Source organism: Arthrobacter sp. TJ-238, assembly GCF_058269215.1.
This window is the reverse complement of sequence record NZ_JBZCNH010000008.1, coordinates 36,200-59,303: the sequence shown is the minus strand read 5'-3', so window position 1 is coordinate 59,303 and position 23,104 is coordinate 36,200. Positions and strand designations below refer to the sequence as shown.

Annotated in this window: 27 protein-coding genes and 1 tRNA gene; 9 read left to right on the top strand and 19 right to left on the bottom strand. The window is 70.3% G+C overall.

Annotation, left to right across the window (positions count from 1 at the left end; translation table 11 throughout):
• Positions 1 to 92 precede the first annotated feature (92 nt).
• Positions 93 to 165, top strand: a tRNA-Ala gene (locus tag AC4D2O_RS16310).
• Between the two features lie 65 nt (positions 166 to 230).
• Here AC4D2O_RS16310 and AC4D2O_RS16305 read toward each other — a convergent pair.
• The 6 genes from AC4D2O_RS16305 to AC4D2O_RS16280 all read right to left on the bottom strand — a co-directional run bounded on the left by AC4D2O_RS16305 (position 231) and on the right by AC4D2O_RS16280 (position 4,393).
• Positions 231 to 731, bottom strand: coding sequence for a DUF5684 domain-containing protein (locus AC4D2O_RS16305; protein ID WP_490908400.1), 501 nt, complete (start codon positions 729 to 731; stop codon positions 231 to 233).
• 62 nt (positions 732 to 793) lie between these two features.
• The gene (locus tag AC4D2O_RS16300) at positions 794 to 1,054 is read right to left on the bottom strand and encodes a hypothetical protein (RefSeq protein ID WP_490908399.1); all 261 of its coding nucleotides are present in this window, start codon (positions 1,052 to 1,054) and stop codon (positions 794 to 796) included.
• Positions 1,055 to 1,148: 94 nt separating this feature from the next.
• The gene (locus AC4D2O_RS16295) at positions 1,149 to 2,486 is read right to left on the bottom strand and encodes an alpha-amylase family protein (RefSeq protein WP_490908398.1); all 1,338 of its coding nucleotides are present in this window, start codon (positions 2,484 to 2,486) and stop codon (positions 1,149 to 1,151) included.
• A 73-nt stretch (positions 2,487 to 2,559) separates the two neighbouring features.
• Entirely contained in the window at positions 2,560 to 2,994 is a 435-nt protein-coding gene (locus tag AC4D2O_RS16290; protein WP_490908397.1) for a hypothetical protein, read from the bottom strand.
• A 138-nt stretch (positions 2,995 to 3,132) separates the two neighbouring features.
• A complete protein-coding gene (locus AC4D2O_RS16285; protein ID WP_490908396.1) occupies positions 3,133 to 3,966 on the bottom strand; it encodes a cytochrome c oxidase assembly protein in 834 nt (277 codons plus the stop codon).
• Positions 3,959 to 4,393: a DUF2243 domain-containing protein gene (locus tag AC4D2O_RS16280; protein WP_490908395.1), complete on the bottom strand. Its 435-nt coding sequence runs from the start codon at positions 4,391 to 4,393 to the stop codon at positions 3,959 to 3,961. The genes AC4D2O_RS16285 and AC4D2O_RS16280 overlap by 8 nt, the downstream gene beginning before the upstream one ends.
• 300 nt (positions 4,394 to 4,693) lie before the next feature.
• Between AC4D2O_RS16280 and AC4D2O_RS16275 the strand changes: the two genes are divergently transcribed.
• Positions 4,694 to 4,999 carry a DUF4193 domain-containing protein gene (locus AC4D2O_RS16275; protein ID WP_490908492.1) on the top strand — a complete coding sequence of 102 codons (306 nt, stop codon included), beginning with the start codon at positions 4,694 to 4,696 and terminating at the stop codon, positions 4,997 to 4,999.
• Here AC4D2O_RS16275 and AC4D2O_RS16270 read toward each other — a convergent pair.
• Positions 4,996 to 5,310, bottom strand: coding sequence for a hypothetical protein (locus AC4D2O_RS16270; RefSeq protein ID WP_490908394.1), 315 nt, complete (start codon positions 5,308 to 5,310; stop codon positions 4,996 to 4,998). The two genes, AC4D2O_RS16275 and AC4D2O_RS16270, sit on opposite strands and share 4 nt — an antisense overlap.
• A 103-nt stretch (positions 5,311 to 5,413) precedes the next feature.
• Positions 5,414 to 6,763 carry an alpha-hydroxy acid oxidase gene (locus tag AC4D2O_RS16265; protein ID WP_490908393.1) on the bottom strand — a complete coding sequence of 450 codons (1,350 nt, stop codon included), beginning with the start codon at positions 6,761 to 6,763 and terminating at the stop codon, positions 5,414 to 5,416.
• A gap of 258 nt (positions 6,764 to 7,021) precedes the next feature.
• Between AC4D2O_RS16265 and AC4D2O_RS16260 the strand changes: the two genes are divergently transcribed.
• Both AC4D2O_RS16260 and AC4D2O_RS16255 read left to right on the top strand, forming a co-directional pair.
• On the top strand, positions 7,022 to 7,516 hold the full coding sequence (locus tag AC4D2O_RS16260; RefSeq protein ID WP_490908392.1) for a GNAT family N-acetyltransferase: 495 nt from the start codon (positions 7,022 to 7,024) through the stop codon (positions 7,514 to 7,516).
• The gene (locus tag AC4D2O_RS16255; protein WP_490908391.1) at positions 7,513 to 8,019 is read left to right on the top strand and encodes a mycothiol transferase; all 507 of its coding nucleotides are present in this window, start codon (positions 7,513 to 7,515) and stop codon (positions 8,017 to 8,019) included. The genes AC4D2O_RS16260 and AC4D2O_RS16255 overlap by 4 nt, the downstream gene beginning before the upstream one ends.
• On the opposite strand, the gene AC4D2O_RS16250 is transcribed toward AC4D2O_RS16255, so the two are convergent.
• Complete coding sequence (locus tag AC4D2O_RS16250; RefSeq protein ID WP_490908390.1) at positions 8,016 to 8,678, bottom strand: alpha-ketoglutarate-dependent dioxygenase AlkB family protein; 663 nt, start codon at positions 8,676 to 8,678, stop codon at positions 8,016 to 8,018. The genes AC4D2O_RS16255 and AC4D2O_RS16250 overlap by 4 nt on opposite strands.
• Positions 8,679 to 8,918: 240 nt before the next feature.
• Between AC4D2O_RS16250 and AC4D2O_RS16245 the strand changes: the two genes are divergently transcribed.
• Positions 8,919 to 10,433, top strand: coding sequence for a glycosyltransferase family 2 protein (locus tag AC4D2O_RS16245; protein ID WP_490908389.1), 1,515 nt, complete (start codon positions 8,919 to 8,921; stop codon positions 10,431 to 10,433).
• A gap of 3 nt (positions 10,434 to 10,436) precedes the next feature.
• Positions 10,437 to 10,667 (top strand): hypothetical protein, encoded by a 231-nt coding sequence (locus AC4D2O_RS16240; RefSeq protein ID WP_490908388.1) that lies wholly within the window; start codon positions 10,437 to 10,439, stop codon positions 10,665 to 10,667.
• Positions 10,668 to 10,739: 72 nt separating this feature from the next.
• Here the strand turns inward: AC4D2O_RS16240 and AC4D2O_RS16235 are convergent, their stop codons facing one another.
• Complete coding sequence (locus AC4D2O_RS16235; protein ID WP_490908387.1) at positions 10,740 to 11,555, bottom strand: DUF1684 domain-containing protein; 816 nt, start codon at positions 11,553 to 11,555, stop codon at positions 10,740 to 10,742.
• A 220-nt stretch (positions 11,556 to 11,775) separates the two neighbouring features.
• Between AC4D2O_RS16235 and ppk2 the strand changes: the two genes are divergently transcribed.
• Positions 11,776 to 12,912, top strand: coding sequence for a polyphosphate kinase 2 (gene ppk2, locus AC4D2O_RS16230; RefSeq protein ID WP_490908386.1), 1,137 nt, complete (start codon positions 11,776 to 11,778; stop codon positions 12,910 to 12,912).
• A gap of 40 nt (positions 12,913 to 12,952) precedes the next feature.
• Here ppk2 and AC4D2O_RS16225 read toward each other — a convergent pair whose 3' ends face one another.
• The 5 genes from AC4D2O_RS16225 to AC4D2O_RS16205 all read right to left on the bottom strand — a co-directional run bounded on the left by AC4D2O_RS16225 (position 12,953) and on the right by AC4D2O_RS16205 (position 18,160).
• Positions 12,953 to 13,438, bottom strand: coding sequence for a DUF4190 domain-containing protein (locus AC4D2O_RS16225; RefSeq protein ID WP_490908385.1), 486 nt, complete (start codon positions 13,436 to 13,438; stop codon positions 12,953 to 12,955).
• 132 nt (positions 13,439 to 13,570) lie between these two features.
• The gene (locus tag AC4D2O_RS16220; protein ID WP_490908384.1) at positions 13,571 to 15,052 is read right to left on the bottom strand and encodes an APC family permease; all 1,482 of its coding nucleotides are present in this window, start codon (positions 15,050 to 15,052) and stop codon (positions 13,571 to 13,573) included.
• A gap of 143 nt (positions 15,053 to 15,195) precedes the next feature.
• Positions 15,196 to 16,656, bottom strand: a complete 1,461-nt coding sequence (locus AC4D2O_RS16215; RefSeq protein WP_490908383.1) for an amino acid permease — start codon at positions 16,654 to 16,656, stop codon at positions 15,196 to 15,198.
• A gap of 78 nt (positions 16,657 to 16,734) precedes the next feature.
• Positions 16,735 to 17,382, bottom strand: a complete 648-nt coding sequence (locus tag AC4D2O_RS16210; protein ID WP_490908382.1) for a TetR/AcrR family transcriptional regulator — start codon at positions 17,380 to 17,382, stop codon at positions 16,735 to 16,737.
• Complete coding sequence (locus AC4D2O_RS16205; RefSeq protein ID WP_490908381.1) at positions 17,366 to 18,160, bottom strand: phosphatase PAP2 family protein; 795 nt, start codon at positions 18,158 to 18,160, stop codon at positions 17,366 to 17,368. Before AC4D2O_RS16205 ends, AC4D2O_RS16210 begins: the two co-directional genes overlap by 17 nt.
• A 108-nt stretch (positions 18,161 to 18,268) precedes the next feature.
• Between AC4D2O_RS16205 and AC4D2O_RS16200 the strand changes: the two genes are divergently transcribed.
• Entirely contained in the window at positions 18,269 to 18,931 is a 663-nt protein-coding gene (locus AC4D2O_RS16200) for a pyridoxine/pyridoxamine 5'-phosphate oxidase (RefSeq protein ID WP_490908380.1), read from the top strand.
• Positions 18,932 to 18,946: 15 nt separating this feature from the next.
• Here the strand turns inward: AC4D2O_RS16200 and AC4D2O_RS16195 are convergent, their stop codons facing one another.
• The 3 genes from AC4D2O_RS16195 to AC4D2O_RS16185 form a co-directional block, all read right to left on the bottom strand.
• Positions 18,947 to 19,966: a zinc-binding metallopeptidase family protein gene (locus tag AC4D2O_RS16195; RefSeq protein WP_490908379.1), complete on the bottom strand. Its 1,020-nt coding sequence runs from the start codon at positions 19,964 to 19,966 to the stop codon at positions 18,947 to 18,949.
• 50 nt (positions 19,967 to 20,016) lie between these two features.
• Positions 20,017 to 20,793, bottom strand: coding sequence for a sulfite exporter TauE/SafE family protein (locus tag AC4D2O_RS16190; protein ID WP_490908378.1), 777 nt, complete (start codon positions 20,791 to 20,793; stop codon positions 20,017 to 20,019).
• Positions 20,794 to 20,895: 102 nt separating this feature from the next.
• A complete protein-coding gene (locus tag AC4D2O_RS16185) occupies positions 20,896 to 21,723 on the bottom strand; it encodes an aldo/keto reductase (protein WP_490908377.1) in 828 nt (275 codons plus the stop codon).
• Positions 21,724 to 21,868: 145 nt separating this feature from the next.
• Between AC4D2O_RS16185 and AC4D2O_RS16180 the strand changes: the two genes are divergently transcribed.
• Positions 21,869 to 22,789, top strand: a complete 921-nt coding sequence (locus tag AC4D2O_RS16180) for an alpha/beta hydrolase (RefSeq protein WP_490908376.1) — start codon at positions 21,869 to 21,871, stop codon at positions 22,787 to 22,789.
• Here the strand turns inward: AC4D2O_RS16180 and AC4D2O_RS16175 are convergent.
• Positions 22,786 to 23,058, bottom strand: coding sequence for a hypothetical protein (locus tag AC4D2O_RS16175; protein WP_490908375.1), 273 nt, complete (start codon positions 23,056 to 23,058; stop codon positions 22,786 to 22,788). The genes AC4D2O_RS16180 and AC4D2O_RS16175 overlap by 4 nt on opposite strands.
• Positions 23,059 to 23,104 lie beyond the last annotated feature (46 nt).

The window sequence follows — 23,104 nt, the reverse complement described above, 5'->3', positions numbered from 1 at the left end:
TCCTGACACTCCCGGTCCGGAGGTCCGCACCGGATCGCTTTGGGCCAAGCGGGCTCCCGCAGGTACAGTGTTGGTGTTCGGAAGTGGTGTACGGGGCTTTAGCTCAGTTGGTAGAGCGTTTCGTTCGCAATGAAAAGGTCAGGGGTTCGATTCCCCTAAGCTCCACGGTTTCCGGAAGAAGAAGCGAGGCCCCCGTCGCCGGGGGCCTCGCTTCTTCGTTGTCGGAGGGATCAGGACTGGTACTGACCCGCCGTGAAGGACTGGTCGACGCCGGCCTGCTGCGGGGCCTGGCCGAGCGGGTGGCGGGCGGCGTCGCGGCCGAGGTAGCGCGCGTCCCCGTACGAGAGGACGAAGTACACGATGGTGCTGAAGAAGAAGAGCAGCACAGCCGTGCCGACACCCTTGCCGAAGACCTTCGCCGTGTTGATGGACAGCAGGACGGCGAGCACGATGTTCGCGACGGGGATGAACGCGAGGAGGACCAGCCACGGCGAGAGGCCGGAGATCCTCAGCAGGACGATGATGTTGTAGAGCGGGATGAAGGCGGCCCACTTGGGCTCCCCGGCCTTCCTGAACATTCCCATCAGGGCGAAGCCCATGATCAGGAAGCCGATCACGAAGACGAGAAGGCTGCCCGTCATGGCGCCCGCGGCGGCCGCGGGGTCGGTGGTGGTGGTCGTGCTGGTCATTGCGGGGAGCATCCCGGAGGCAAGCACGCTTGTGAGTGTCATGATGCGAACAGTACCGCTGTTTAATGAATTCGGGACGAACCGCGCGGACCGGGACGCGCTCCCTACTCCTCGGGGGCCTTCCGCACCCATGGCCGCGCCGCGAGGATCCGCGCGAGGGGACTGAGCCAGGACATCACCACGAGGAGGGTGAAGGTGCTGCTCAGGGACGAGCCGAGGCTCGTTGCAGGGAACAGCTGGTGCAGGCCCACGAGGATCGCGGTGACGAGCAGCAGCTTCTTGACGCCGCCGAGCACGTGCGACGGCACGGGCCGCGGCCAGGGCGTGAAGTCGACCGTCGTGGTGTCCTGGTCCTGTGCGTGCATGTCGTCCTCCTCCGCTGTGCCCGACACCATTATCCCTCCGCTCGTCCCCCACTGTCAGGTCAGGGGCCGTGGATGCCTGAGCCGGGTCGCGGCTTCACCCCCGGGCGGCCAGGACTGCCCAGCCCCGCGCGGGCAGTCGGATCCGGCTCGCCGCGGTATCCACCGAGGCCTCCCCCGCGAGGACCGAGCCGGCGGTGACGTCCAGGGATCGGGGTTCGTGCGCGAGGTTGAGCGCCACGACGAGCGCGTCCGTGGTGTCAGTGGTGTCGGAGACGCGGTAGACGAGGGCCTCGTTGGACAGGTGCAGCACCTCCGTGGTGGCGCGGTGCAGCCACGGGTGGCGCCGTCGGACGCCGATGAGCTCCTGGTGCACCTCGTACGCGGGCCGTCCGACCCCGGAGAGCTCCCCGGGCCCGGCCGGGAAGAGCGGCCGCACGTCGTCGTCGCCCCCGGCCCGGTCCTCCTTGACGCCGCGGTAGCCCTGCTCGTCCCCGTAGTAGACGGACGGGGTGCCGCCGACCGTCAGCAGGACGACGACGGCGTGCGCCAGCAGGCCGGGATCGGCGAGCCTGCTCGCGATCCGCGTGACGTCGTGGTTCCCGATGAAGGTGAGCGGGGCGAAGGATTCCAGGAGCGCATTGTGCCGGTCGAGTGCGGCGGCGAGCTCGAAGAGGTTGGCGTCGTTCAGCGAGCTCCACACGGCCTTCCACAGCTCGTACTGGGTCACGGAATCGAGCCCGCCGTCGCGGACCGCTGCCGCGTAGTCGCCGTGGATGTACTCGCCCACGAAGTAGGCGTCGGGGTACGAGGCGCGCACCCGTGCCGTCACGGTGGCCCAGAACGGCGACGGCACGGCGTAGGCGGCATCGAGACGCCAGCCGTCGGCGCCCCGGCCGAGCCAGTACTCCATGACGTCGACGACGAAGTCCGCCACGGCGGGCTCTTCGTGGTTGAGCGCCACCAGATGGTGATGGCCCTCGAAGTCGCGGTACGCCGGTTCGGCGCCGGCGCCCGCACCCGGGGGCCACTCCAGCGAGAACCAGGGCGCCGTAGCGGCACCGGGCCCGTGCGCCAGCACGTCCTGGAACGGGCCGAACGAGCGCCCGGCATGGTTGAAGACGCCGTCGAGCAGGACGCGCAGCCCGCGACGGTGCGCCTCCGCGACGAGCGTGTCGAAATCCGCGAGGGTCCCGAGGCGGGGGTCGATCCGGAAGTAGTCCGTGGTGTCGTACCCGTGTGTCTCCGAGGCGAAGACGGGGCCCAGGGCGAGCCCGGACGCCCCGAGGTCCACCACGTAGTCCAGCCACGGCACCAGTGCCATCAGCCGGTGGGTGTCGGCCGGGTCGGGGGTGGCGGTCTTCTCGGCGCCGGTGAAACCCAGGGGATACACCTGCCACCAGAGGGCGTGCTCCACCCATCGGGGTTCGTTCATGACGATGCTGCCCTTCCCTCGCGCGGGGCCCGTTGCGGGCAGGAGACCGGCCCGCGGGGGGCCTGCGTGCCGTCTAGCCTACGTCGGCGAGCAGGTGACCGCCTGCAGCGAGCTGCTGGACGTCGGCCGGACGGAGCTGCGCTGCCTCGGCGATGTCGATGATCGCCGCGCCGGCGCCGGCGGCCTGCAGCACCGCGGACTCCAGCACGTCCGTCCGCTGGTCGAGCTGCCACTGGAGGTATTCGACATCCGCTGCAGCTGCGGCGACGCGGAGCAGGACGGGGGAGAGGGGGTGGGCGAGTTCCTTCGGCTCCTCGGGGGAGAGCTGGAACCCGCACGCGCAGGCCCAGACGAGTTCGACGTCGAACCCGGAGGCCGGCTGCGGCACCAGGCCGTACGACGATCCCCGGTAGGAGGTCTCGCGCAGTGTCATCGGTTCGCCGCAGTGGAGGGGTGACCCGATGGCGACATCTCCGGCGCCGATAGCATCACTGATGGTCTGCGTCATGGCTGTCTCACCTTTCGATCAGAAACAGGAACCACATCTGATTAGTTCGGTAAACTAGTTATATGCGGACTGAGCTTCCTCTGTCCACTCCGGAGCGGGGAGCCGGATCCCTGATCGGAACAACCCCTGCCGGCAGGGCTACGCACTGCGCCCCGGCGAGCCGGACGGGGCCGTGCGCCGCAGGCCTCGTCCGGTCTCCCGGTAGACCTGGGCGCAGAACACGCCGAGCAGCAGGACGTGCACGGCGTCCCCGCCGTAGTACATGAGCTGCGCCGCCTGCTCCGCGCCGGCCGGCCAGGAGCCGGAGCCCGCTGCGGCATAGAGGTGTTTCGCCACCACGGCGTGCACCGCGATGGTCCCGGCGATCGCGCCACCCCTGACCCATGCCGCAGCCCGGTGCGGATTCGGGTCCACGCCCACGACGGCGTAGGCGAAGAGGGCGCCCGCCGCCACGAAGTGTACGTGCAGCAGGGGGCCGATCACGGGGTGATGGAGCAGGGCGAGAGCAGCGGCATCCCAGTACAGGGCCATGGGCACCGTGACGATCAGCGCGGCGACCACCGGATGGGCGGCCAGCCGCAGAGGTGCCGACCGCGCGAGCCGCGTGAAGCGCCGTCCGGTCCGTGCCGGGACCGCGCGGAGCAGGAGGGTCCCGGGTGCGCCGAGGACCAGCAGCAGTGGTACGAGCATCCCGAGAAGGAGATGGGCCGCCGTATGCGCGGTGAAACTGCTCTCGGCCGCCCGGGCGAGCGGGCCGGCGCCGGCGGCGAGGCCCAGTCCGCAGCCGGCCAGCCAGGCTGCGTTCCGCCGGGCCGGCCAGTCGATGCGTCCGCGCAGGGCGGCCGCGCGACCGGCGAGCAGGTAGGCGACGGCGAGCCCGAGCCATACGAGCACGACGGCGGTGTCCAGCGCGAAGGCGCCGAGAGTGTCCGCGCCCGCCGCGACGCCCGGATGGTGGGGGACGTCAGCCATCGTCGGGGCGGACACCCCGGCGTTCGGCCCTCCGGACGGCGAGGAGCAGGAGTACCCCCGCCACCAGGATCACGACGGCCGCGCCGTTCCACGCAAGGTCGTAGGGGAGGAGGTCCACCCCGTAGCGGATCTGGTGGAGGTCGAGGAGCTTGTGCTGCACCAGGCCGTCGAACAGCTGGAACGCACCGATACCCATCAGGATCCCTGCCAGCCACCGCCGGGTGGAGAGGGCACCGCGCCGTCTCAGGTCCGCGAAGAGGAAGAGCGAGGCCACCGTGGCGAACCAGCTGAAGGCGTGGAACACGCCGTCGGACACGAGCCCCGCGGCCTGCGTGGAGCGGTCGTAGAAGTGGTGCCAGTGGAGGAGCTGGTGGAACACGGCCTCGTCGACGAAGGCGATGATGCCGCACCCGAAGAGGACCCCCACCAGCACGTTGCGCCGCCGGAGCGGGGCGCCGTGCTGCTCGGCAGGGGCCGGTGGTCTGGTGGACGAAGCGATGGGGTTCCCCGTCGTCGGAGGGTGGGACGCTCCCAGCCTGCCAGCGGTGCGCCCACGCCGTCCACCTCTTTCGCCGGGCGGGCGCCGGTTCCGCGGCGCGTACCGGGAGGTATGGCGAGCATCACGACGAAGAGCCCGAGAACCGGCATCCGCACCGGATCCAGCCGCTAGACTCGGTTGCTGCACGAGCCCCAGAGGCACCTGACCCCCACCAAGAACGGCATCGGCATGGCAACGGACTACGACGCACCGCGCAACAACGACGAGGACAAGGAAGCGGAATCGCTCGAGGTGCTCCAGGCCAACCGCGGCGGCGCAGGAGCGCAGTCGGCGTCGGTCGACATCGAGGACGGCGACACCGCCGAGGGCATCGACCTGCCGGGCGCGGACCTCTCCGGCGAGGAGCTCCTCATCCAGGTGGTCCCGCCGCAGGAGGACGAGTTCACCTGCGCCTCGTGCTTCCTGGTCCGGCACCGCAGCCAGATCGCGCTCGAGAAGAACGGCCGGCAGTACTGCACGGACTGCGAGGGCTAGGACGCCTTCTCGCCGTACCACCAGTGGGCCGAATCCCCCGGCTGACCGGGGTTCAGCGGCACGACGACGCCGCTGCGGCGCGGGTGCGTGAGGACCATCCGGATCGCAGCGAGCAGGGCCGCGGGGATCGAGACCAGGACGACGACGGCGAGCGCGTACGTCACGAGGACGGCGTGCACCGGTGACTGGTGGAGGGCGCCGATCAGCGCCGCGCTGCCGAGCCAGAGCCACAGCCAGAACAGGCCGATCACGTACAGCAGTGATCGCGCGCGTCGATAACGCAACGGATAGTGGATCCGCTTACGCTCCATATTCGTCTCCCCGGACTTGGACGGGCCCGCCCCCAGGCAGTACCACTGGATGAATGATAGCGCCCTGACCAGGCATTCGGTGTGTCCGGAGTGGTGTGCGACGTCAGCGCGGGAGAGCGGCGCCGGGGCGGCCCGCACTGCCCGACGCACTGCCCGACGCACTGCCCGACGCACTGCCCGACGCACTGCCCGCCGCACTGCCCGCCGCACTGCCCAGGAGCCGCACATGGTCGGGGGTCAGGTCGCCGATGCGGTTCACGCCGAGGAGCTGCAGGGTGCGGGCGGTCTGCGTGCCGAGGATCTCGATGGTGCGGTCCACTCCGGCGCGGCCGCCCGCCATGAGCCCGTACAGGTAGGCGCGGCCGATCAGGGTGAAATCCGCGCCGAGCGCCAGGGCCGCGACGATGTCCCCGCCGCTCATGATGCCCGTGTCGAGGATGATGTCCGTCCTGCCCTTGAGCTCCGCCGCTACCCGCGGCAGCAGGTGCAGGGGGACGGGAGCCCGGTCGAGCTGCCGTCCGCCGTGGTTGGACAGCACGATGCCGTCGGCGCCGTGGTCCACGGCCTTCTTCGCGTCGTCGAGCGTCTGGATGCCCTTGACCACGAGATTGCCCTTCCACACGCCCCGCAGCCAGTCGAGGTCGTCGAACGTGAGGGTGGGGTCGAACATCGAGTTGATGAGGTCCGCGACGGTGCCCGAGTAGCGGGAGAGCGACGCGAACGAGAGCGGCTCGCGCGTGAGGAAGTCGAACCACCACGCAGGCCGGTACGAGGCGTCCAGGACGGTCTTCAGCGTGAGGGCCGGAGGGATGGTCATCCCGTTGCGGACGTCCCGCAGGCGGGCGCCGGCGACTGCCGTGTCCACGGTGACCATGAGCGTGTCGTTCCCGGCGGCGGCCGCACGGCCGATGAGCTCCATGGAGCGGTCCCGGTCCGTCCACAGGTACAGCTGGAACCAGTTGCGCCCGCCCGGGGCGGCCTGCGCCACGTCCTCGATGGACGCGGTGCCCATGGTGGACAGGGTGTAGGGGATGCCCGCGGCCGCGGCGGCCTGCGATCCGGCGTACTCGCCCTCCGACTGCATCATGCGTGTGAAGCCGGTGGGTGCGATCCCGAAGGGCAGCGCGGAATCCCTGCCGAGGACCGGCGTCACCGTGCTGACGGTCCGGACGTCGCGGAGGATCCCCGGCCGGAACTCGAGGTCGAGGAACGCGTCGCGGGCACGGCCGAGGGAGATCTCCGCCTCGGCAGCGCCGTCGGTGTAGTCGAAGGGCGCCGTGGGCGTGCGCCGTTTCGCGAGGTCGCGGAGGTCCCAGACGGTGTTCGCCCGGCGGAGCCGCGCGGCGGCGCCGAACTCCGGCCGCTTGAACTGCATGAGCGGGGCGAGGTCCGCGACCTTCGGGATCCGGCGCCTGAGGGCCGGGGGGACAGCGGGGCCGGAGGATTGCTGCATGATGTGCCTTTGCTCGTCGTCGGACCGTGCCGGTCCACCCGTGCGGTGCGCGGACGGACTCCACTGCACCGCCCGGTTGATCCCAGATCCTACGGCCTGTGGTCGCGAACGTGCTGTCGACGCCGTCCTACAGCGAGTCCGGGATCCCCGCCAGAGGACCTCCGTCACGGTGCGCCCTGTTCCCGGACCGGCCGGGACGCCTAGACTTCAAGGACTGGTCGAGCAGGAGGCCATGGACCCGTCCGACGTGGAGCCACCATGGAGCACATCCCGGAGATACGCGAACCGCTCGCCAGGCGACACGGCGCACTGCACTCCCTCGAGACGCGGGAACAGTACGGCACCCTCGTCGAGGAGCTCGAACGGCGAGACCGGAAGGCCTCGGGTCACGCGGGCGGGGACGAAGCTCGCGAGAAGTTCCGCGACAACGCCCTGTTCTCCCGCTTCGAGCTCCACCGCGACGGCGCCATGGCCGGCTACGTGCAGTACGAGCTGCGCGGAGGGCAGGTGCTGCTGCTGCACGCCGTCGTGGACCCGCGGTTCCGGCACGCCGGTCTCGAACCCGCCCTGATGCGGGCCGTGTTCCTCGATGCGCACCGCCGGAGGCTCGCCGTGCTGCCCTGCTGCGCCGAGGCACAGGAGTTCCTGGCCGAGCATCCGCAGTTCCTCTCACTCATCCCCGCCCGGCAGCGGCGCCGGTTCCGGCTGCTCATGGCCTCCCGCGCCGCGGCAACGGGACAGGACGCCCGGTGACGCCGGCCGAGGTGCTCTCCGAGGCCTACGGGCGCCTGCCGGACCTGGTGCGCACCGCCGTCGACGGCCTCGACGCCGACCAGCTGGCACTCCGCCCGGGCGGATCGGCGAACCCGATCGGCTGGCTCGTCTGGCATCTCACGCGCGTGGAGGACAGCCACTTCGCCGAGGCCTTCGGCCACGACGAGCTGTGGCTCGCGGACGGCTTCGCCGAGCGGTGGGGGCTGTCCCTGGAACCCGCCGACACCGGGTACGGCCACTCGTCCGATCAGGTGGACGCCGTCCGGGTCGGGTCGGCGCAGCAGCTGCTGGACTACTTCGACGCCGTCCACGCCCTGGCTCAGGACCTGGTGGCAGGGCTCGACGACGAGGACCTCGCCCGCGTGGTCGACGAACGCTGGGATCCGCCCGTGACCCTGCTCGTCCGGCTCGTGAGCGTGGTCGACGACGCCGTGCAGCACGCCGGGCAGGCGGCCTACGCACGGGGCATCATCCTCGCCTAGGTCAGGCCCGTCTGCCGTAGCGTGATGTTGAGCCGGCCCTCGAAGCCGATCCCCGCCGGCGCCGTGCCCGGCAGGATCCTCTGCACCCCGTGGTAGGCGAACCGCGACGGACCGCCGAACACGAACAGGTCGCCCGAGGCGAGCTCGAGGTCCTGCCAGGGGCGGTTGCGGTTCTCCGTGTTGCCGAACCGGAAGATGCACGAGGAGCCGAGGCTGAGCGAGACCACGGGCGCGTCCGTGCGCTCCTCCCGGTCCTGGTGCATGCCCATCCTCGCGGCGTCGTTGTAGTAGTTGACCAGCGCGGCGTCGGGCTCGTAGTCCGCCCCCGCTTCCGGGCCGCACGCGGCGGCGACCGCATCCCGTCCGAGGGAGCGGAGTGCTTCCGGGAACGGGGCCACGGGGCCACCGCCGACGTCGTCGGCCGTCCGGCTGTAGCGGTAGGGGAGCCAGTGCCACCCCAGGCTCATGCTCTTCACGGACATCACGCCGCCGTTCGGCATCGTCACCGCGCGCATGGGGACCGGCCCGCTCGCCCAGGTACGGCACAGCCGCACGAGCTCGCGCTGGTGGTCGGGGCCGAGCCAGCCGGGCAGGTGCACGGCGCCGGGCGCCAACTCCCGGCGCGGACGGGGGATCAGGGCGTCGGTCGGTTCGCTCACCGTCCCATTGTGCGCCGGGGGCCACGGTTGAGCTCCGCTACGGGGTGGACGCAGGGCCACGGCGTACCCGCGCCGTTCGTTGAAGCATTCTTCGGTCTCAGCACAGGGCAGCGTCGAGGTTGCAGCGGAAGACTCGTTCGGGAAGAGCGCGGGCCCTGCTGGAAGGACCTGCGCCGAACCATGTGAATGCCGCTGCTCCCGGGAGCGGTCCGGCACCAGGTCTCAGGAGACGACGCAGCAATGACCATGACACTCGATGCGACCCAAAGGCAGGACTCCGCGGCGGTACCGGGGGAGGAGCAGACGTCCCGCCGAGCGATCGTACGGCTGGACCGCATCGTCGGCGTGGTGATCGCCGGCATCGTGACCGCCGCCGCCGGGCTCCTGTGGCTCGCCGTCGCGGCCAAAGGGCCGGACACGACGATCGCGGAGTCGAACGACGCAGTCATCGGCATCTGGCGCGTCCTCTACAACGCGGACGCCCCGGACGTGAGCACCATCCTCACGGCCATCGCGCTCGCGCTGCTCGCCGCCGCGGGTCTCGCGCTCGTGGAACGGCACATTGCGACGAAGGCACGCCGGTCCATGAACCCGGGCCGCCGGCCCCTGGCACCGAAGGTGATCATGGCCGCCAACCGTGGCCAGTTCGCCGGCGAGGTGACCGTCACGGTGCTCATCCCCGCGCACAACGAGGAGGCGTCGCTCCCGCAGACCATCGCGTCCCTCAAGAGCCAGTCCCACCGCCCCGAGCGCATCATCGTGGTCGCCGACAACTGCACGGATGCCACCGTGCGGCTGGCCCGCGAGGCCGGCGTCGAGGTCATCGAGTCGGTGGGCAACACGAAGAAGAAGGCGGGCGCGCTCAACCAGGCGCTGAGGGGGGTCCTGCCCGGGCAGGGCGACAACGACGTGGTCATGATCATGGACGCCGACACCCGACTCGACGACGGCTTCCTCGCCAACGCGGTGGTGCGCTTCGCCCAGGACCGCGCGCTGATGGCGGTGGGCGGCCTCTTCTACGGTGAGGGCGGCCACGGCCTGATCGGCCAGTTCCAGCGCAACGAGTACATCCGCTACTCCCGCCAGATGCGCCGGCGCCGGGGCCGCGTGTTCGTGCTCACCGGTACGGCATCGCTCTTCCGGCCCGTGGCACTGCGCACCATCGCCGACCACCGCGGCAGGACCCTCCCGGGGCGGCACGGGGACGTGTACGACACCGCCGCGCTGACCGAGGACAACGAGCTGACGATCGCCCTGAAATCCCTCGGAGGCCTCATGATCTCGCCCCAGGACTGCACCGTGGTGACCGAACTCATGCCCTCCTGGGGCACGCTGTGGAACCAGCGCCTGCGCTGGCAGCGGGGCGCACTCGAGAACATCGGCGCCTACGGCGTCACGGCCCCCACCATGCGCTACTGGGCGCAGCAGCTGGGTATCGGCTACGGCGTGATCGCCCTCAGCGCCTACCTGGCACTCATCATCCTCACCATCGTGTCCCTCGAGACATGGATCTGGTTCCCGTTCTGGCTGGGGCTGGGCCTGCTGTTCACCCTCGAGCGGCTCGTCACGGTGTGGAAGGGAGGCTGGAAGGCCCGCATCCTGGCCCTCACGCTGTTCCCCGAGCTGTTCTTCGACATGTTCCTCAACCTCGTCTACGTCAAGGGCATCATCGATCTCTCCTCCGGCCGCCAGGCCAACTGGAAGCACCTCACCCATGCCGCTCCAGCGTCCCGACTCTCGTCCCAGGAGGCCTAGGCCATGATCAGCAGCGCAGCAGGACCCGTCATCCGCACCGGCATCCTCCTCCCCGAGGCCGTGCTCCACACCAGCGTGTTCGCCATCCTGGCGGCCTTCGTCGCGATCAACACGGTCATCTACGCCTCATTGGCACTGGCCAACGTCCTGCCCAAGATCTACCCCACCGACTGGGTGACCAACCGCAACCGACGGACCGAGACACGGAGCATCTACCCCGAAGCGGATGTCTGAGGCCACGGCTGCGGCGAGCACCGGAGAGCCCGAGGCATGACCGCGCAGGAGACCCGGCCGCTGCTCTGAACGTCAGGGCACGGGCCGCTTCTCCCCGCCCTCGATCAGGGCGTCGACGACGTTGGCGGCCACCGGCCGGGGGCAGGTGCCGTACGGGGTGAAGGCGCTCGGGTAGTTGATGGTCCTGTTGAGATCGAGGACCACGGACCCGTCGGGGCGGGGGCGGCGCAGGGAGACCTTGCGCCAGGCCGCCGTCGACGTGCCGTTGGTGGCGTCGTGGAACGTGACGGCGAGCGCTCCCGTCTCGTCCTGCGATGCCCGGAGCCGGTGCTCGCGGGGATCTCCGGGGAGTGTGAAGACGACGTCACCGACGGACGTGTGCGTCCCGGGCACGTCGGGATGTGACGTGGAGATCCGCTCGTGCCGTGGCTCCGGGAACGGTTCGAACCGTCCCTCGACCACGAGGTCGGGCCGGTAGTCGAAGACGGGAGTCCCGCTGAAGTTCGCCAGGGTGGGTGCCTCGGCGTCCCTGGTCCGGATGGCGTAGCGGCCGGCGCGGCGTGCCAGTTCCACCACCACGCGGTGCCCGTCCGGCCCGCCGTAGGCCACCCACATGAGCGAGTCCTCGTCGTCGAGCGCGGCGGTGATGGTGCCGTCCACGAGGCGGCCGGTCGTCAGGTCGGTCAGGCCGTCGGACGGCCGTGCCGTCAGGGTCGCGGTGCCGCCGGCTGCGGACCAGAGGCCCGGCACCTTCCCAACGTCGGCGGGCTGGTCCGGGAGCCAGTGGAAGGACGTCAGGGACAGCCAGCCGTGCCTCTCCGCGAGTGCGGCGTCGCGTGCTGCGCGGAAGCGGATCCAGCGGTCTTCGGCGGTCTGGGTGGGGCTCATGCATCGTCTCCTGGTTCGGGTGCTGCACGGGCTAGAACCCTCACCATCCGTCCGGCATTCCCCGTGCGGGGATGCCTGCGTCGGGACCTGCGCCGTACCAAGCCCGCGGTGAAGCCGTCCAGCCCGGACGGGTCGGTCTGCGCGCGTGTACCCCCGGGGCGCTGTCTGGAACCATGAAGAACCGGCGGAACCGGCGGAACCGAGGAACCGAGGACCCGAGATGACCGAGATGACCGAGATGACGGACGAACCCAGGCAGGGAGCGTCCGGGACTGCTGCCGATACTGCCACCGCCCGATCGGCGGACGAGGCGACCGGCGGATCGACCGACGATCCGGGGGACGGAACGACCGATGATGCGGCAGCGCTCGGCGTCGAGCCGACGGACGCGCTGACCGACGAGCCGACGGACGCTCCTGCCGACAGGACCGGCACGGCAGGCACCGACGGCGCGGGCGTCGGGGCGCCGCCCGACATCCCGGTGCCCACGCCGCACGCGGAGGGCGAGGACCACGTGCTCCTGCCGCATCCGGACCAGCCGACCTGGCGCGAGGACTACCCGTACGACAGGCGGATGACCGAACGCGAGTACCAGGAGGCCAAGCGCGCTCTGCAGATCGAGCTGCTCAAGATGCAGGGATGGGTCAAGAAGAACCAGGCCAAGGTGGCGGTGCTGTTCGAGGGGCGTGATGCCGCCGGCAAGGGCGGGACCATCAAGCGTTTCACGGAGAACCTGAACCCCCGAGGCGCACGCATCATCGCCCTCGACAAGCCGAGCGAGAAGGAACAGACGCAGTGGTACTTCCAGCGCTACGTGTCGGTGCTCCCCTCGGGCGGCGAGATCGTCCTGTTCGACCGGTCCTGGTACAACCGGGCCGGCGTGGAGCGCGTCATGGGGTTCTGCACCCCCACGGAGTACCTCGAGTTCATGCGGCAGGCCCCCGAGCTCGAGCGCATGCTCGTCCGTTCCGACACGCATCTGATCAAGTTCTGGTTCTCGGTGTCCCGGGCGGAACAGCGCCGCCGCTTCGCCCAGCGCCACACCGACCCTGTGCGCCGCTGGAAGCTGAGCCCCATGGACCTGCAGTCCCTCGACAAGTGGGACGACTACACGGCGGCCAAGGAGGCCATGTTCTTCTACACGAACACGGCCGATGCCCCGTGGACCGTCATCAAGAGCAACGACAAGAAAAGGGCCCGCATCGAGGCGCTGCGCTACGTCCTGTCCGTCCTCGACTACGACGAGAAGGACCACGACGTCGTCGGTACGCCGGATCCGCTGATCGTCGGCACGGGACCGCACTCGCGCCTGTTCGAGGCCGACGAGCAGTCCACGCGCCTGTTCCCCAGGCTCTGACTGCTCCGGCTGCTCCGGCCGGCGCGGCGCCGGGGCAGGATCAGCTGCTGTAGGTGGACGTCGCACCCAGCCCGACGACGAGGATCACGAAGAAGATGATCCCCGCGAGGATCGCCAGTGCGTAGAGGATGGTGGTGATCCAGCCGAGCACCTTCCCCGCCGTCGCGGGCACGCCGAGCCGTTCGGCCTTCCGTGCCTGCCAGATCGCGAGCGGCCCGAGGACGATGCCCGCCACGAACAGCCCCACGATCCCGAGGATCAGGGAGAGCTGCGCGGCCTTCTCGCCCTCCATCGATGCGTAGGAGGGCTGGTAGGACCGGTAGGGCCCTGTCTGGTAGTCGCCCGCCTGGTATCCACCCGCCTGGTATCCACCGGGCTGGTAGTCGCCCGCGGTCGAGGACTGCTGGTACGGCTGCTGGTACGGCTGGGTGGGCTGGTAGGGCCGGCTGCCGTAGGCGCCGCCGTCGGACTGGTTCTCGGAGCCCTCTGTGGAGGGGCGCTCGCCGGGATACGGATCCTGGGACATCGTGGTTCTCCTGGTTCAGCTGGGCAGGGGCCCCGAAGCAGCCGCTCCGGGGCACCATCATCTCCTGTTCCGGGCGTCGGCGCACCCCGGCCGACGCGACCTGCCAGGGCCTGGCGGCGAGCTCCAGGCGAACTACACAGTGACCCGCTGCTCCGTGCGGAGGCGGGAGTGACGGTAGCCGTAGGCGAAATAGATGACGAAACCCACCACGAGCCAGCCGGCGAAGAACACCCACGTGATGGTGGCCAGGTTGAACATCAGGTACAGGCACAGTGCGGCCGATGCGAGCGGGATGACCTTGCCGAACGGGACGCGGAACGCGGGCGTGAGGTCCGGGCGCCTGCTGCGCAGCACGATGATCCCGAGGCTCACCGTGATGAACGCGGTCAGGGTGCCGATATTGATCATCTCGGCGAGTACCTCCACCTGGGTGAACCCGGCCAGGAGCGCGACCACGACGCCGCAGAGGACCTGCGTGCGCGCCGGCGTGGCGTGCTTGTCCGAGGTGCGGCTCAGCCCGCGGGGCAGGAGGCCGTCACGGCTCAGGGCGAAGATCACGCGGGCGAGGCCCATGAGCAGCACCATGATGACGGTGGTCAGGCCGATCAGGCTGCCGAGGGAGATGATGCCGGCCGCCCAGTCGGCGCCGACGAGTTGGAAGGCGGTCGCGAGCGACGGCGACCCCGAGGCCCCGAGCTCCGTGTACGACACCATGCCGGTGACCACGAGGGTCACCAGGATGTAGAGGACGCTCACCACGGCGAGCCCGGCGAAGATGCCGCGCGGGAGGGTGCGGCTCGGGTTCTTGACCTCCTCCGCGGAAGTGGCGACGACGTCGAACCCGATGAAGGCGAAGAACACGAGCGCCGCACCCGAGATGATCCCGGTGAAACCGAAGGCGGCGGGGGAGGCTCCGCTCAGGAAGGAGAGGAAGGGCTGGTCGGCCCAGCCGGCGCCGCTGTCCGCCGCGGGCTGGGAGGCGGGGATGAACGGTGTGTAGTTCTCGGGACGGACGTATAAGAACCCGACCACGATCACGAACAGCACGATCGCGATCTTGATGACGGTGAAGACGCTGTTGACCCGGGCCGAGAGCTTGGTGCCGTAGATCAGCACGGCGGTGAACACCGCGACGATCAGCAGCGGCCCCCACGTCAGGTCGAGGCCCAGGAGGCTGATCTCGGCGGGGATGTCGAGGTCCAGGGCGGTGAAGAAATCGCTGAGGTAGACGCCCCAGAACTTCGCGATGACGGCGGCCGCCATCAGCAGTTCGAGGATCAGGTTCCAGCCGATGATCCAGGCGAGCAGCTCGCCCATGGTGGCGTAGGTGAAGACATAGGCACTGCCGGCCACCGGGATCGCGGTGGCGAACTCGGCGTAGCACATGATCGCGAGGGCGCACGTGATGGCTGCCAGCACGAAGGAGATGGTCACGGCCGGGCCGGCATTGAAGGCGGCGGCCTGTGCGCCCACCGAGAAGATCCCCGCCCCGACTGCGACGGCGACGCCCATGATCATGAGGTCCCAGGTGGTGAGGGAACGCTTGAGACCGTGTCCCTTCTCATCGGAGTCCTTGATCGACTGTTCGACGGACTTGGTCCGGAAGAGGTCCATGGAGGTGCTGGTCCTTAGCTGGGTAGGCATCGGTGGGAGACCGGTGATGCGTCGCCGGTCCCTGTCGAGGATAGGGACACGGCGGGGCCCGCCGCACCTTCGTTACGGTGCGGCGGGCCCGTTCCCTCCTGCATCCGGAGCGGTCAGGCCTCCCGCTTCGACAGTGCGTGGCGTGGGCTGTCAGGGTTCATGAGCGAGTGCTTGCGGCCGTAGAAGAAGTAGATGAGCAGGCCGATCACGAGCCAGATGCCGAACCGCACCCAGGTCTCCCAGTGCAGTTGCAGCATCAGGAACAGGGACGAGAGGACGCCGAAGGCGGGCACGATCGGCATGAGCGGCAATTTGAAGGTGCGCGGGACCTCGGGCCGGGTGCGGCGCAGCACGATCACCGCGATGCAGACGACGACGAACGCCGCGAGGATGCCGATGTTGGTGAGGTCCGCGACGGCCCGGATGGGGAACACCCCGGCGAGCAGGGCCGAGGCGATACCGGCGATCCAGGTGACCCGCTGCGGGGTGCCGTGGCGGTCCGTCGTGGAGAACCAGGCCGGCAGCAGGCCGTCGCGGCTCATCGAGAACCAGACGCGGGTCACGCCGAGGAGGAAGGTCAGCATGACGGTCAGGATCGAGATCACGGCGAAGGCCGAGATGACGGTCGCGACGACGGGAAGGCCCACGGACTGGAAGGCCGAGGCGAAGCCTGCCGTCGGGCTGATGTCCTCGTAGTTCTGCATGCCCGTGAGCACGAGGGTCGCCAGCACGTAGAGGGTCATCGCGATCGCCAGGGACAGGAGGATGGCTTTCGGCATGTGCTTCTTGCCGTCCGTCGCCTCCTCGGCCGCGGTGCTCATGGCGTCGTAGCCGAAGACCGCGAAGAACACGGTGGCGGCACCCGTGAACACGGCGCCGAAGCCCGACGGGAGGAACGGCGAGTAGTTCTCCGCGTTGACGTAGAAGAAGCCGAGGCCCACGATCCCGAGGATGAGCAGGATCTTGAGGCCCACGGCGATGAGCTCGAACCGGCCGAAGGTCTTGGTTCCGCGGCTGAGGATGAACGTGATGATCAGGCACACCACGATCGCCGGCACGTTGACCAGGCCGCCCTCGATGGTGTCCGGGGTGCCTTGCATCCAGGTGGGGACGGTGATCCCGATCCCGGACATGAACTCGGTGAAGTACCCCGAGATGCCGATCGCGACGACCGCCACGATCGCGATGTACTCGAGCAGGAGGTCCCAGCCGATGAACCAGCCGATGATCTCACCCAGGGCCACGTAACCGTAGGTGTAGGCGGAGCCGGCACGCGGGATCATCCCGGCGAACTCCGCGTAGGACAGCGCGGCGGCGGCGCTCGCGAGGCCGGCGATGAGGAACGAGATCAGCACGGCCGGGCCCACCGGCTCGCCGTCCTCCCCGCCGTTGGCCACGAGGCCGGCGAGCGTGAAGATGCCCACGCCGATGATGCCGCCCACGCCGATCGCGGTCAGCTGCCACAGTCCGAGGCTCTTGAACAGGCCGGTGCGGCCCGTCTCGTCCTCGACGTAGTCGATGGGCTTGCGCCGCATCACCGACCGGGTGGCCTGTACGCCTGAGGTCTTCGACATCATCGTCCTTTCCGGGGAGGGGGTGCGCTGTCCTCCCGGCAAGTATGAAGCCGGCTGCCGATCAGCGGAACCCGGTTCTCAGGGTCGGGCCGGGCGTTCGCGACGCAGTGCGTCCAGGACGAGATCCAGGTATCGTTCGAACCCGGTCGGCTGCTCGGCCGGGTCGGCGGACTCGGCGGACTCGGCAGGCCCTGGCGGTCCGGGGGCGAGCGAACCGAGCATGCGGATGAGCGCCACCAGGTCCTGTCCCGTGAGATCCGTCCGCGCGGCGCCGTCGTCCCTGAGCCGGCGCGCCAGTTCCTCGGCGGCGGGCGTGATGCGCCGGCGGAGCAGGGCGAGCCCGGCCGAGATGAAGCGGTGGTCGTGCAGGAGTTCCCGCAGCCCCCGGTCCTCCACCTGCATGCGGGCGGCGGCTCCGACGAAGAGCCGCGCGGCCGCCCACGGGTCGTCGAGCCGGAGCGCGGCCGCGGCGGCGGCGTCGACGTCCACGATGCGCTGCTCCAGGATCGCCTCGATCAGCGTGCGACGGTCCGGGAACCTGCGGTACACCGTGCCGACCCCCACACCGGCCGCCCGGGCGATGTCCTCGAAGCTGCAGTCCGCACCGTGCTGGGCGAACATCTGCCGTGCCGCCGCGAGGACCACCTCACGGTTGCGCCGGGCGTCCCGCCGCAGGGGTCGCCCGGAGGCCTCCGCTCCGGCGGTGGCCTCAGCTGGCTGCGGCACGCGGGGCCGCCCGGTGCAGCCGGAAGGTCAGGAAGAGCCGGTGGACGGTGATGACGACGGCGAGCCAGGCGATCCCGAGGGTCCACGCCACCAGGACATCGGTGAGCCAGTGGTGGCCGAGGTAGACGCGGCTGAGCCCCATGGTCACCGCGAACAGGATGGCGAGCGCGACCGTGAGCGCACGGGTGCGCTTGCGGTGCTGCCGCAGCACGAGCAGGTACGCGACGACACCGGCGATGACGAGGGCGTTCAGCGAATGCCCGCTCGGGAACGACGGCGACGACTCGTAGGGCGGGACGGCGAGCTCGATCGGGGGGCGCAGCCGGCCGATGGCGTCCTTGCCCGCGACGGTCATCAGCAGGGACCCGAAGGCGGCCGCCGGCAGGAGGATCACGGGGGACCACGATCTGCGGCTCACCGCGAGGAGCACCATGATCGAAACGGCGAGGATGGGCATGCCGATCGGCCCGCCGATGTTCGTGTAGCCCGTGATGAAGGCGTTGAGCCAGTCCTGGCGCAGCGAGACGGCGAGGTCCAGCGCCGGGCGGTCGAGGGCGGCGACGCCGTCCGACTCCACGACCGCCTCGTACACCTCGGCCGAGACGGCCGTCAGGGCGGCGGCGATCCCTCCGCCGATCCCGATGAGCAGCAGCAGGGCCCCGTGCGGTCCCGCCCAGCGGGCGAGTGGTCGGACGAACCGCACGAGGAGGCGGCCGATCGGCGACTCCCAGCGGGTGAGGTCCCGTGGTCCTACGTACTGGTCCTGGTGGGCTGGCATCCATCGACTCTATGCCGCCGGCCCGCGCGGCAGCACACCCAGGGCGCAGCGGGAGGCGGTTTGCGCCGATCGCACACGCGTGTCCTCCCCGGCCACTAGGCTGACGGCATGACCGAGCCAGGCCTCATCCGCGACCTCGTGCGCGGCGTCCCCGTGTTCCCCGACGACATGCCGCCCTTCGACCCGCAGGCGGCACCGGACTCCCCGGTGGACCTGTTCGTCGAGTGGCTGACCCGCGCCGTCGAGGACGGGATCGCGGCGCCGCACGCGGTGACACTCTCCACCGTGGGCGACGACGGCCTGCCCGATGCACGCGTGGTGATCCTCAAGGACCTCACCCGGTCCGGCTGGCAGGTGGCCTCCAGCGCGGACAGCCCCAAGGGGCGGCAGCTGGCGGCGCACCCCTCCGCCGCGCTCTCGTTCTTCTGGCCCGCAGCGGGCCGGCAGGTGCGGATCCGAGGGGCGGTCTCGATCGGCACCACCGAGGAGAACGACGCCGATTTCCGGCGCCGGCACCCCGTGGCCCGGGCCCTCGTGCTGGCAGGGTCGCAGAGCTCCGTGCTGCGCAGCAGGGATGAGCTCGACGCCGCCGTCGCGGACCAGGTGGCGCGCATCGAGGCCACGGACGGCCTCGCGTCGACCACGTGGACGGTCTTCACCGTGGCGCCGGACGCCGTCGAGTTCTGGCAGGCGGACCAGGAACGGCGCCACACCCGCCTGTTGTACACGCGGTTGGGCGAGGGCTGGCGCCGGGAGATGCTCTGGCCGTAGGCGACCCGGGCGCCGTCAGGCGGCCTCGTCGACCACCGGCTCCCCGACGCGGACGCGCAGCGCGTGCACGAAGTCGAGCTTCGCGATGACGGCGGGCGGCAGGACGAACGGGTACAGGTCGTTGGCGCCCATGCTGCGGTTGACCTGGTTCAGGGCCACCGAGAGCGGGATCCAGGTCTCGCGGACCACCTCGCCGAAGTCCTCGGAGCTGTTCGGTCCGGGGCCTTCGGCGAGCCCGTACTGCAGGGCCGTGTCCACGGTGTCGCAGATGTGCAGGTAGTGGGCGAACGTCTCGGCGAAGTCCTCGTAGGGATGCATGGTGGCGTAGGTCGAGATGTGCTCCCGGCGCCAGTCCTCGGGCGCGCCCTCCGCGTAGTGCCGCTTGAGAGCGTCCTGGTAGCTGGCGCGGTCGTCGCCGAAGATGCTGCGGGCCCGTTCCGTCAGGGCCGGATCGGAGAAGACGAGCGTGCCCTCGAAGTAGTGGCCGGTCTCGTGGCGGAAGTGCCCCAGCATGGTGCGGTAGGGCTCCTCGAGCTTGGCCCGCATCTTCTCGCGGTGCGAGTCGACGGTCTCCGCCAGATCGATGGTGATCAGGCCGTTCTGGTGCCCGATGATCACCTTCTCCTCGACGCTGGAGAGCAGGTCGAAGGCGAGTCCGCGCTCGGGGTTCTGGTTGCGGTCCTCGATCGGCAGGCCGAGCACGTCCAGCTCGTGGACGAGGTGCCGCTTGGACCGCTCGGCGTCGAGGAACTGCGCCAGCCCGGTGGTGTCGTGGTCGTCCGGGCGGCTGCGGGTGAGGTTGCAGCTGAAGCACTCGTCGCCCTCCTCCCGCACCAGCCACGTGCACCCCGAGAGTGTGAGGTTGACGCAGCGGCGCAGGGACAGGCCCTCGAGGTCCCGGTACACGCCGTCGTCGTCCAGCGGCGCGATGACGCGCTCGCCGCGGTGGAACCCGAGCTGCGTGCCGCAGGCGAGGCAGCGGGAGTTCTCGAAGAACAGGGGCGCCGAGCAGACGGCGCAGGTGAAGCGTTGCATGGGTTCCTGGTTCTGTGTGGTGTCGGGGTGGTGTCCGGGGACGGCGGCGGTCAGCCGAAGAATACGATGCGGATCAGCGCCGCGGTGCCGATGACGAGGATGGTGGCGCGCAGCGCGAGGGGGGAGAGCCGCCTGCCCACCCGGGCGCCGAGGAACCCGCCGAGGGTGGCCCCGACGGCGATGATGAGCACCAGCGCCCAGTTGATCGAGCTCCACGCGAACACCATGAACGTGAGAGCCGCGACCCCGTTGACGGCGGTGGTCAGGACGTTCTTGATGGCGTTGATGCGCTGGAGGCTCTCGATGGTGACCATGCTCATCAGGCCGACGATGAGGATGCCCTGCGCGGCCCCGAAGTAGCCGCCGTAGACCCCGAGGACGCCGATGCCGGCGAGCAGGATCAGCGAACGGCGCCGGGAGGGCGCAGCATCGGCGGCGTCGTCGCCCGCCTTCGCGGCAGCCGCGCGCTGCACGCGCGGCGCCAGCGCGACCATGGCGAGGCCGATGATGATGAGGACGGGCACTATCGCCTGGAAGGCCGCCGCCGGGAGCACGAGCAGCAGCAGTGCGCCGGCCAGCCCGCCGAGCACCGACAGCGGCAGCAGCTTCAGGAGGAGCCGCCTGTTGGCGGCGATCTCCCGGCGGTACCCCCACGAACCGGACAGCCCGCCGCCCACGAGGCCGATGTTGTTCGAGATGTTGGCGACGATCGGCGGGTAGCCGAACAGCAGGAGGGTCGGGAAGGTCACGAGCGTCCCGGAGCCCACCACGACGTTGATCATGCCTGCCCAGAAACCGGCGGCGAGGATCACAGCGATCTCGAGCAAGCGGGGGTCCTCTCACATCCGGCGAGGGCGCGCAGCGCTCCGGCGGAAGGGGCGCCCCCGGCAAGGATATGCCCGAACGGCCTCGGGTCGGGACCGGTCGCGTCAGTGCCCGAACTCGTCCGAGTCCACGATCTCCGCGTCGCCGGTGTCCAGGGTGTAGAGGCGGGCGAGTTCCGCGCCCGAGAGCTCGAAGTCGAAGATGTCGAGGTTCTCCGCCAGGCGCCGGGGATCGGAGGACTTCGGGATGGCGACCATGCCCTGCTGCACGTGCCAGCGCAGCACCACCTGCGCCGGCGTCCGGCCGTGCGCCTCGGCGATCGCCACCAGTCCGGGCTGGTCGAGGAGTCCGCCGCCCTGGCCCAGAGGGCTCCAGGATTCGGTCACGATGCCGTGCTCGTTGTGGAAGGCGCGTTCCTCGATGCGGGGCCGCTGGGGGTCCAGCTGGATCTGGTTCACGTCGGGTACGATCCCGGCAGCGATGACCTGCTGCAGGTGTGCAGGCTTGTAGTTGGAGGTACCCACGGCGCGGACGAGCCCTTCCTCCAGCAGCGCGGCGATGCCCTGCACGGCCTCCACATGGCGGCCCTGGCCCGGGTTGGGCCAGTGCACGAGCAGGAGGTCGATGTAGTCGAGGCCCAGTAGCGCGGTGCTCGCCTCGAAGGCGCGCCGGGCGCCGTCCCTGCCGTGGTGTTCGCGGTTGAACTTGGTGGTGACGAACAGTTCCTCGCGGGGCACGCCGGAGCGGCGGATCCCCTCGCCCACGCCCTTCTCGTTGCGGTAGTTCTCGGCGGTGTCGATCAGCCGGTAGCCGGTCCCGATCGCGCGTTCCACGGTGTCCGCTGCGCCGGCGTCGTCCAGCGGCCAGGTTCCGAGCCCGAGGAGGGGGAGGTGGGCGCCGCTGCGCAGCTGGACGGTGGGGGCCGTTGCCATGGGGGAACTCCTGCTCGGGGGACGGTGTCCGCACCAGCCTTTCCCGCCGGCACCTGCGGCGTCAACCGATCAGGCCCTGTATCTCCGTGATGGAGATATATTCTTGGCGTGTCCCAGGGCGCCGAGCGCCGGAAAGAGGCATGCCATGCTGCACCGCGTCCCCGCCGCGTGCGCCGCCGTCGCGCTCATCGCCACGCCCCTGTGGCTCTTCGCCACGAACCCCGCGGTAGCGAGGTCGCACCCGCTGCTGCCCTCGCTCCTGATCGCGGCGCTCGTCGTCGGACTCGGCGTGGCGGCGCTGACGCTCCGCGCAGCGAGGAAGCCTCCGCCGGCCCGACGGCGCCCGGTACGGGCGGGGCTCGGCGCGCTGGCGGCCATCGGACTCATGGCGGCACTCGCATGGCTCGAGCCCTTCGCCGTGACGGGCGGACAGAGCGCTGCGGTGGACCTGTCAGCGACGGCCGGCTCCCCGGTCGGGGTGGAACTCGTCGAGGACGCCACGTCCATCACGCTGACGCCCTCCGAAGGTGCCTCGCGCGGTCTCGTCTTCTATCCCGGGGCGCGCGTCGAGGCTCTCGCCTACGTGCCGCTCCTGGCTCGTGTGGCGCAGGAGGGGACCACCGTCGTCATCCTGAAGGAGCCGCTCGGCATCGCCCTGCTCCAGACGGGGCAGGCGCGCTCCGCCCTGGACGCGCATCCGGAGATCACCGAGTGGGCGGTGGGCGGCCATTCCCTCGGCGGCGTCTCGGCCTCCGTCGTCGCGGCCGGGGACGACGACGTGGACCGGCTGCTGCTCTGGGCGTCCTACCCACTGGACGACCTGTCCGGCAGCGGCCTGGACGTCCTGTCCGTCAGCGGGTCGGAGGACGGTCTCACGACCCCGTCCGACATCGACGCCTCGCGGCGGCTGCTGCCGGCCGACGCCCGCTTCGAGGAGATCAGCGGGGGAGTGCATGCCTTCTTCGGCGACTACGGGGACCAGCCCGGCGACGGGGTCGCCACGACGGACCGGCGGACGGCGCAGGACGAGATCGTCGCGGTGACGAACGAGTTCCTCGGGGACTAGCCGACGAGGCCTCGGTGGTGGAGATCCAGCCGGGCGGCGCGGGCCACGGTCGTGCCGCTGTAGGTGGCCCGGGGCGGACGGCCGGTGGTGCCGCTCGCGAGCAGATCGTCGATCAGTTCGTTGACGGCGCCCGCGATGCAGTCGCGTTCCCCGCGCGTCAGCGGGATGAGCCCATGGAGGTAGGCGTCGACCTCCAGTTCGTCGAAGAAGCCGCCGGAGTTGAGGTAGTGCAGGTACACCTCGCCGAGGGGCAGGGAGGACGCCGTCAAGGCGACCTGATCGCGGCATCAAGATCCGTTCAAGCCGAAGGGCCGG

Excerpts from the sequence above, each read along its gene's own strand:
- AC4D2O_RS16220 (WP_490908384.1), bottom strand. The coding sequence starts at position 15,052 with ATGGACCTCTTCCGGACCAAGTCCGTCGAACAGTCGATCAAGGACTCC.
- AC4D2O_RS16265 (WP_490908393.1), bottom strand. The coding sequence starts at position 6,763 with ATGCAGCAATCCTCCGGCCCCGCTGTCCCCCCGGCCCTCAGGCGCCGG.
- AC4D2O_RS16215 (WP_490908383.1), bottom strand. The coding sequence starts at position 16,656 with ATGTCGAAGACCTCAGGCGTACAGGCCACCCGGTCGGTGATGCGGCGC.
- AC4D2O_RS16195 (WP_490908379.1), bottom strand. The coding sequence starts at position 19,966 with ATGCAACGCTTCACCTGCGCCGTCTGCTCGGCGCCCCTGTTCTTCGAG.
- AC4D2O_RS16260 (WP_490908392.1), top strand. The coding sequence starts at position 7,022 with ATGGAGCACATCCCGGAGATACGCGAACCGCTCGCCAGGCGACACGGC.
- AC4D2O_RS16235 (WP_490908387.1), bottom strand. The coding sequence starts at position 11,555 with ATGAGCCCCACCCAGACCGCCGAAGACCGCTGGATCCGCTTCCGCGCA.
- AC4D2O_RS16300 (WP_490908399.1), bottom strand. The coding sequence starts at position 1,054 with ATGCACGCACAGGACCAGGACACCACGACGGTCGACTTCACGCCCTGG.
- AC4D2O_RS16205 (WP_490908381.1), bottom strand. The coding sequence starts at position 18,160 with ATGCCAGCCCACCAGGACCAGTACGTAGGACCACGGGACCTCACCCGC.
- AC4D2O_RS16200 (WP_490908380.1), top strand. The coding sequence starts at position 18,269 with ATGACCGAGCCAGGCCTCATCCGCGACCTCGTGCGCGGCGTCCCCGTG.
- AC4D2O_RS16225 (WP_490908385.1), bottom strand. The coding sequence starts at position 13,438 with ATGTCCCAGGATCCGTATCCCGGCGAGCGCCCCTCCACAGAGGGCTCC.
- AC4D2O_RS16240 (WP_490908388.1), top strand. The coding sequence starts at position 10,437 with ATGATCAGCAGCGCAGCAGGACCCGTCATCCGCACCGGCATCCTCCTC.
- AC4D2O_RS16245 (WP_490908389.1), top strand. The coding sequence starts at position 8,919 with ATGACCATGACACTCGATGCGACCCAAAGGCAGGACTCCGCGGCGGTA.
- AC4D2O_RS16290 (WP_490908397.1), bottom strand. The coding sequence starts at position 2,994 with ATGACGCAGACCATCAGTGATGCTATCGGCGCCGGAGATGTCGCCATC.
- AC4D2O_RS16285 (WP_490908396.1), bottom strand. The coding sequence starts at position 3,966 with ATGGCTGACGTCCCCCACCATCCGGGCGTCGCGGCGGGCGCGGACACT.
- AC4D2O_RS16185 (WP_490908377.1), bottom strand. The coding sequence starts at position 21,723 with ATGGCAACGGCCCCCACCGTCCAGCTGCGCAGCGGCGCCCACCTCCCC.
- AC4D2O_RS16295 (WP_490908398.1), bottom strand. The coding sequence starts at position 2,486 with ATGAACGAACCCCGATGGGTGGAGCACGCCCTCTGGTGGCAGGTGTAT.
- ppk2 (WP_490908386.1), top strand. The coding sequence starts at position 11,776 with ATGACCGAGATGACCGAGATGACGGACGAACCCAGGCAGGGAGCGTCC.
- AC4D2O_RS16180 (WP_490908376.1), top strand. The coding sequence starts at position 21,869 with ATGCTGCACCGCGTCCCCGCCGCGTGCGCCGCCGTCGCGCTCATCGCC.
- AC4D2O_RS16275 (WP_490908492.1), top strand. The coding sequence starts at position 4,694 with ATGGCAACGGACTACGACGCACCGCGCAACAACGACGAGGACAAGGAA.
- AC4D2O_RS16305 (WP_490908400.1), bottom strand. The coding sequence starts at position 731 with ATGACACTCACAAGCGTGCTTGCCTCCGGGATGCTCCCCGCAATGACC.
- AC4D2O_RS16270 (WP_490908394.1), bottom strand. The coding sequence starts at position 5,310 with ATGGAGCGTAAGCGGATCCACTATCCGTTGCGTTATCGACGCGCGCGA.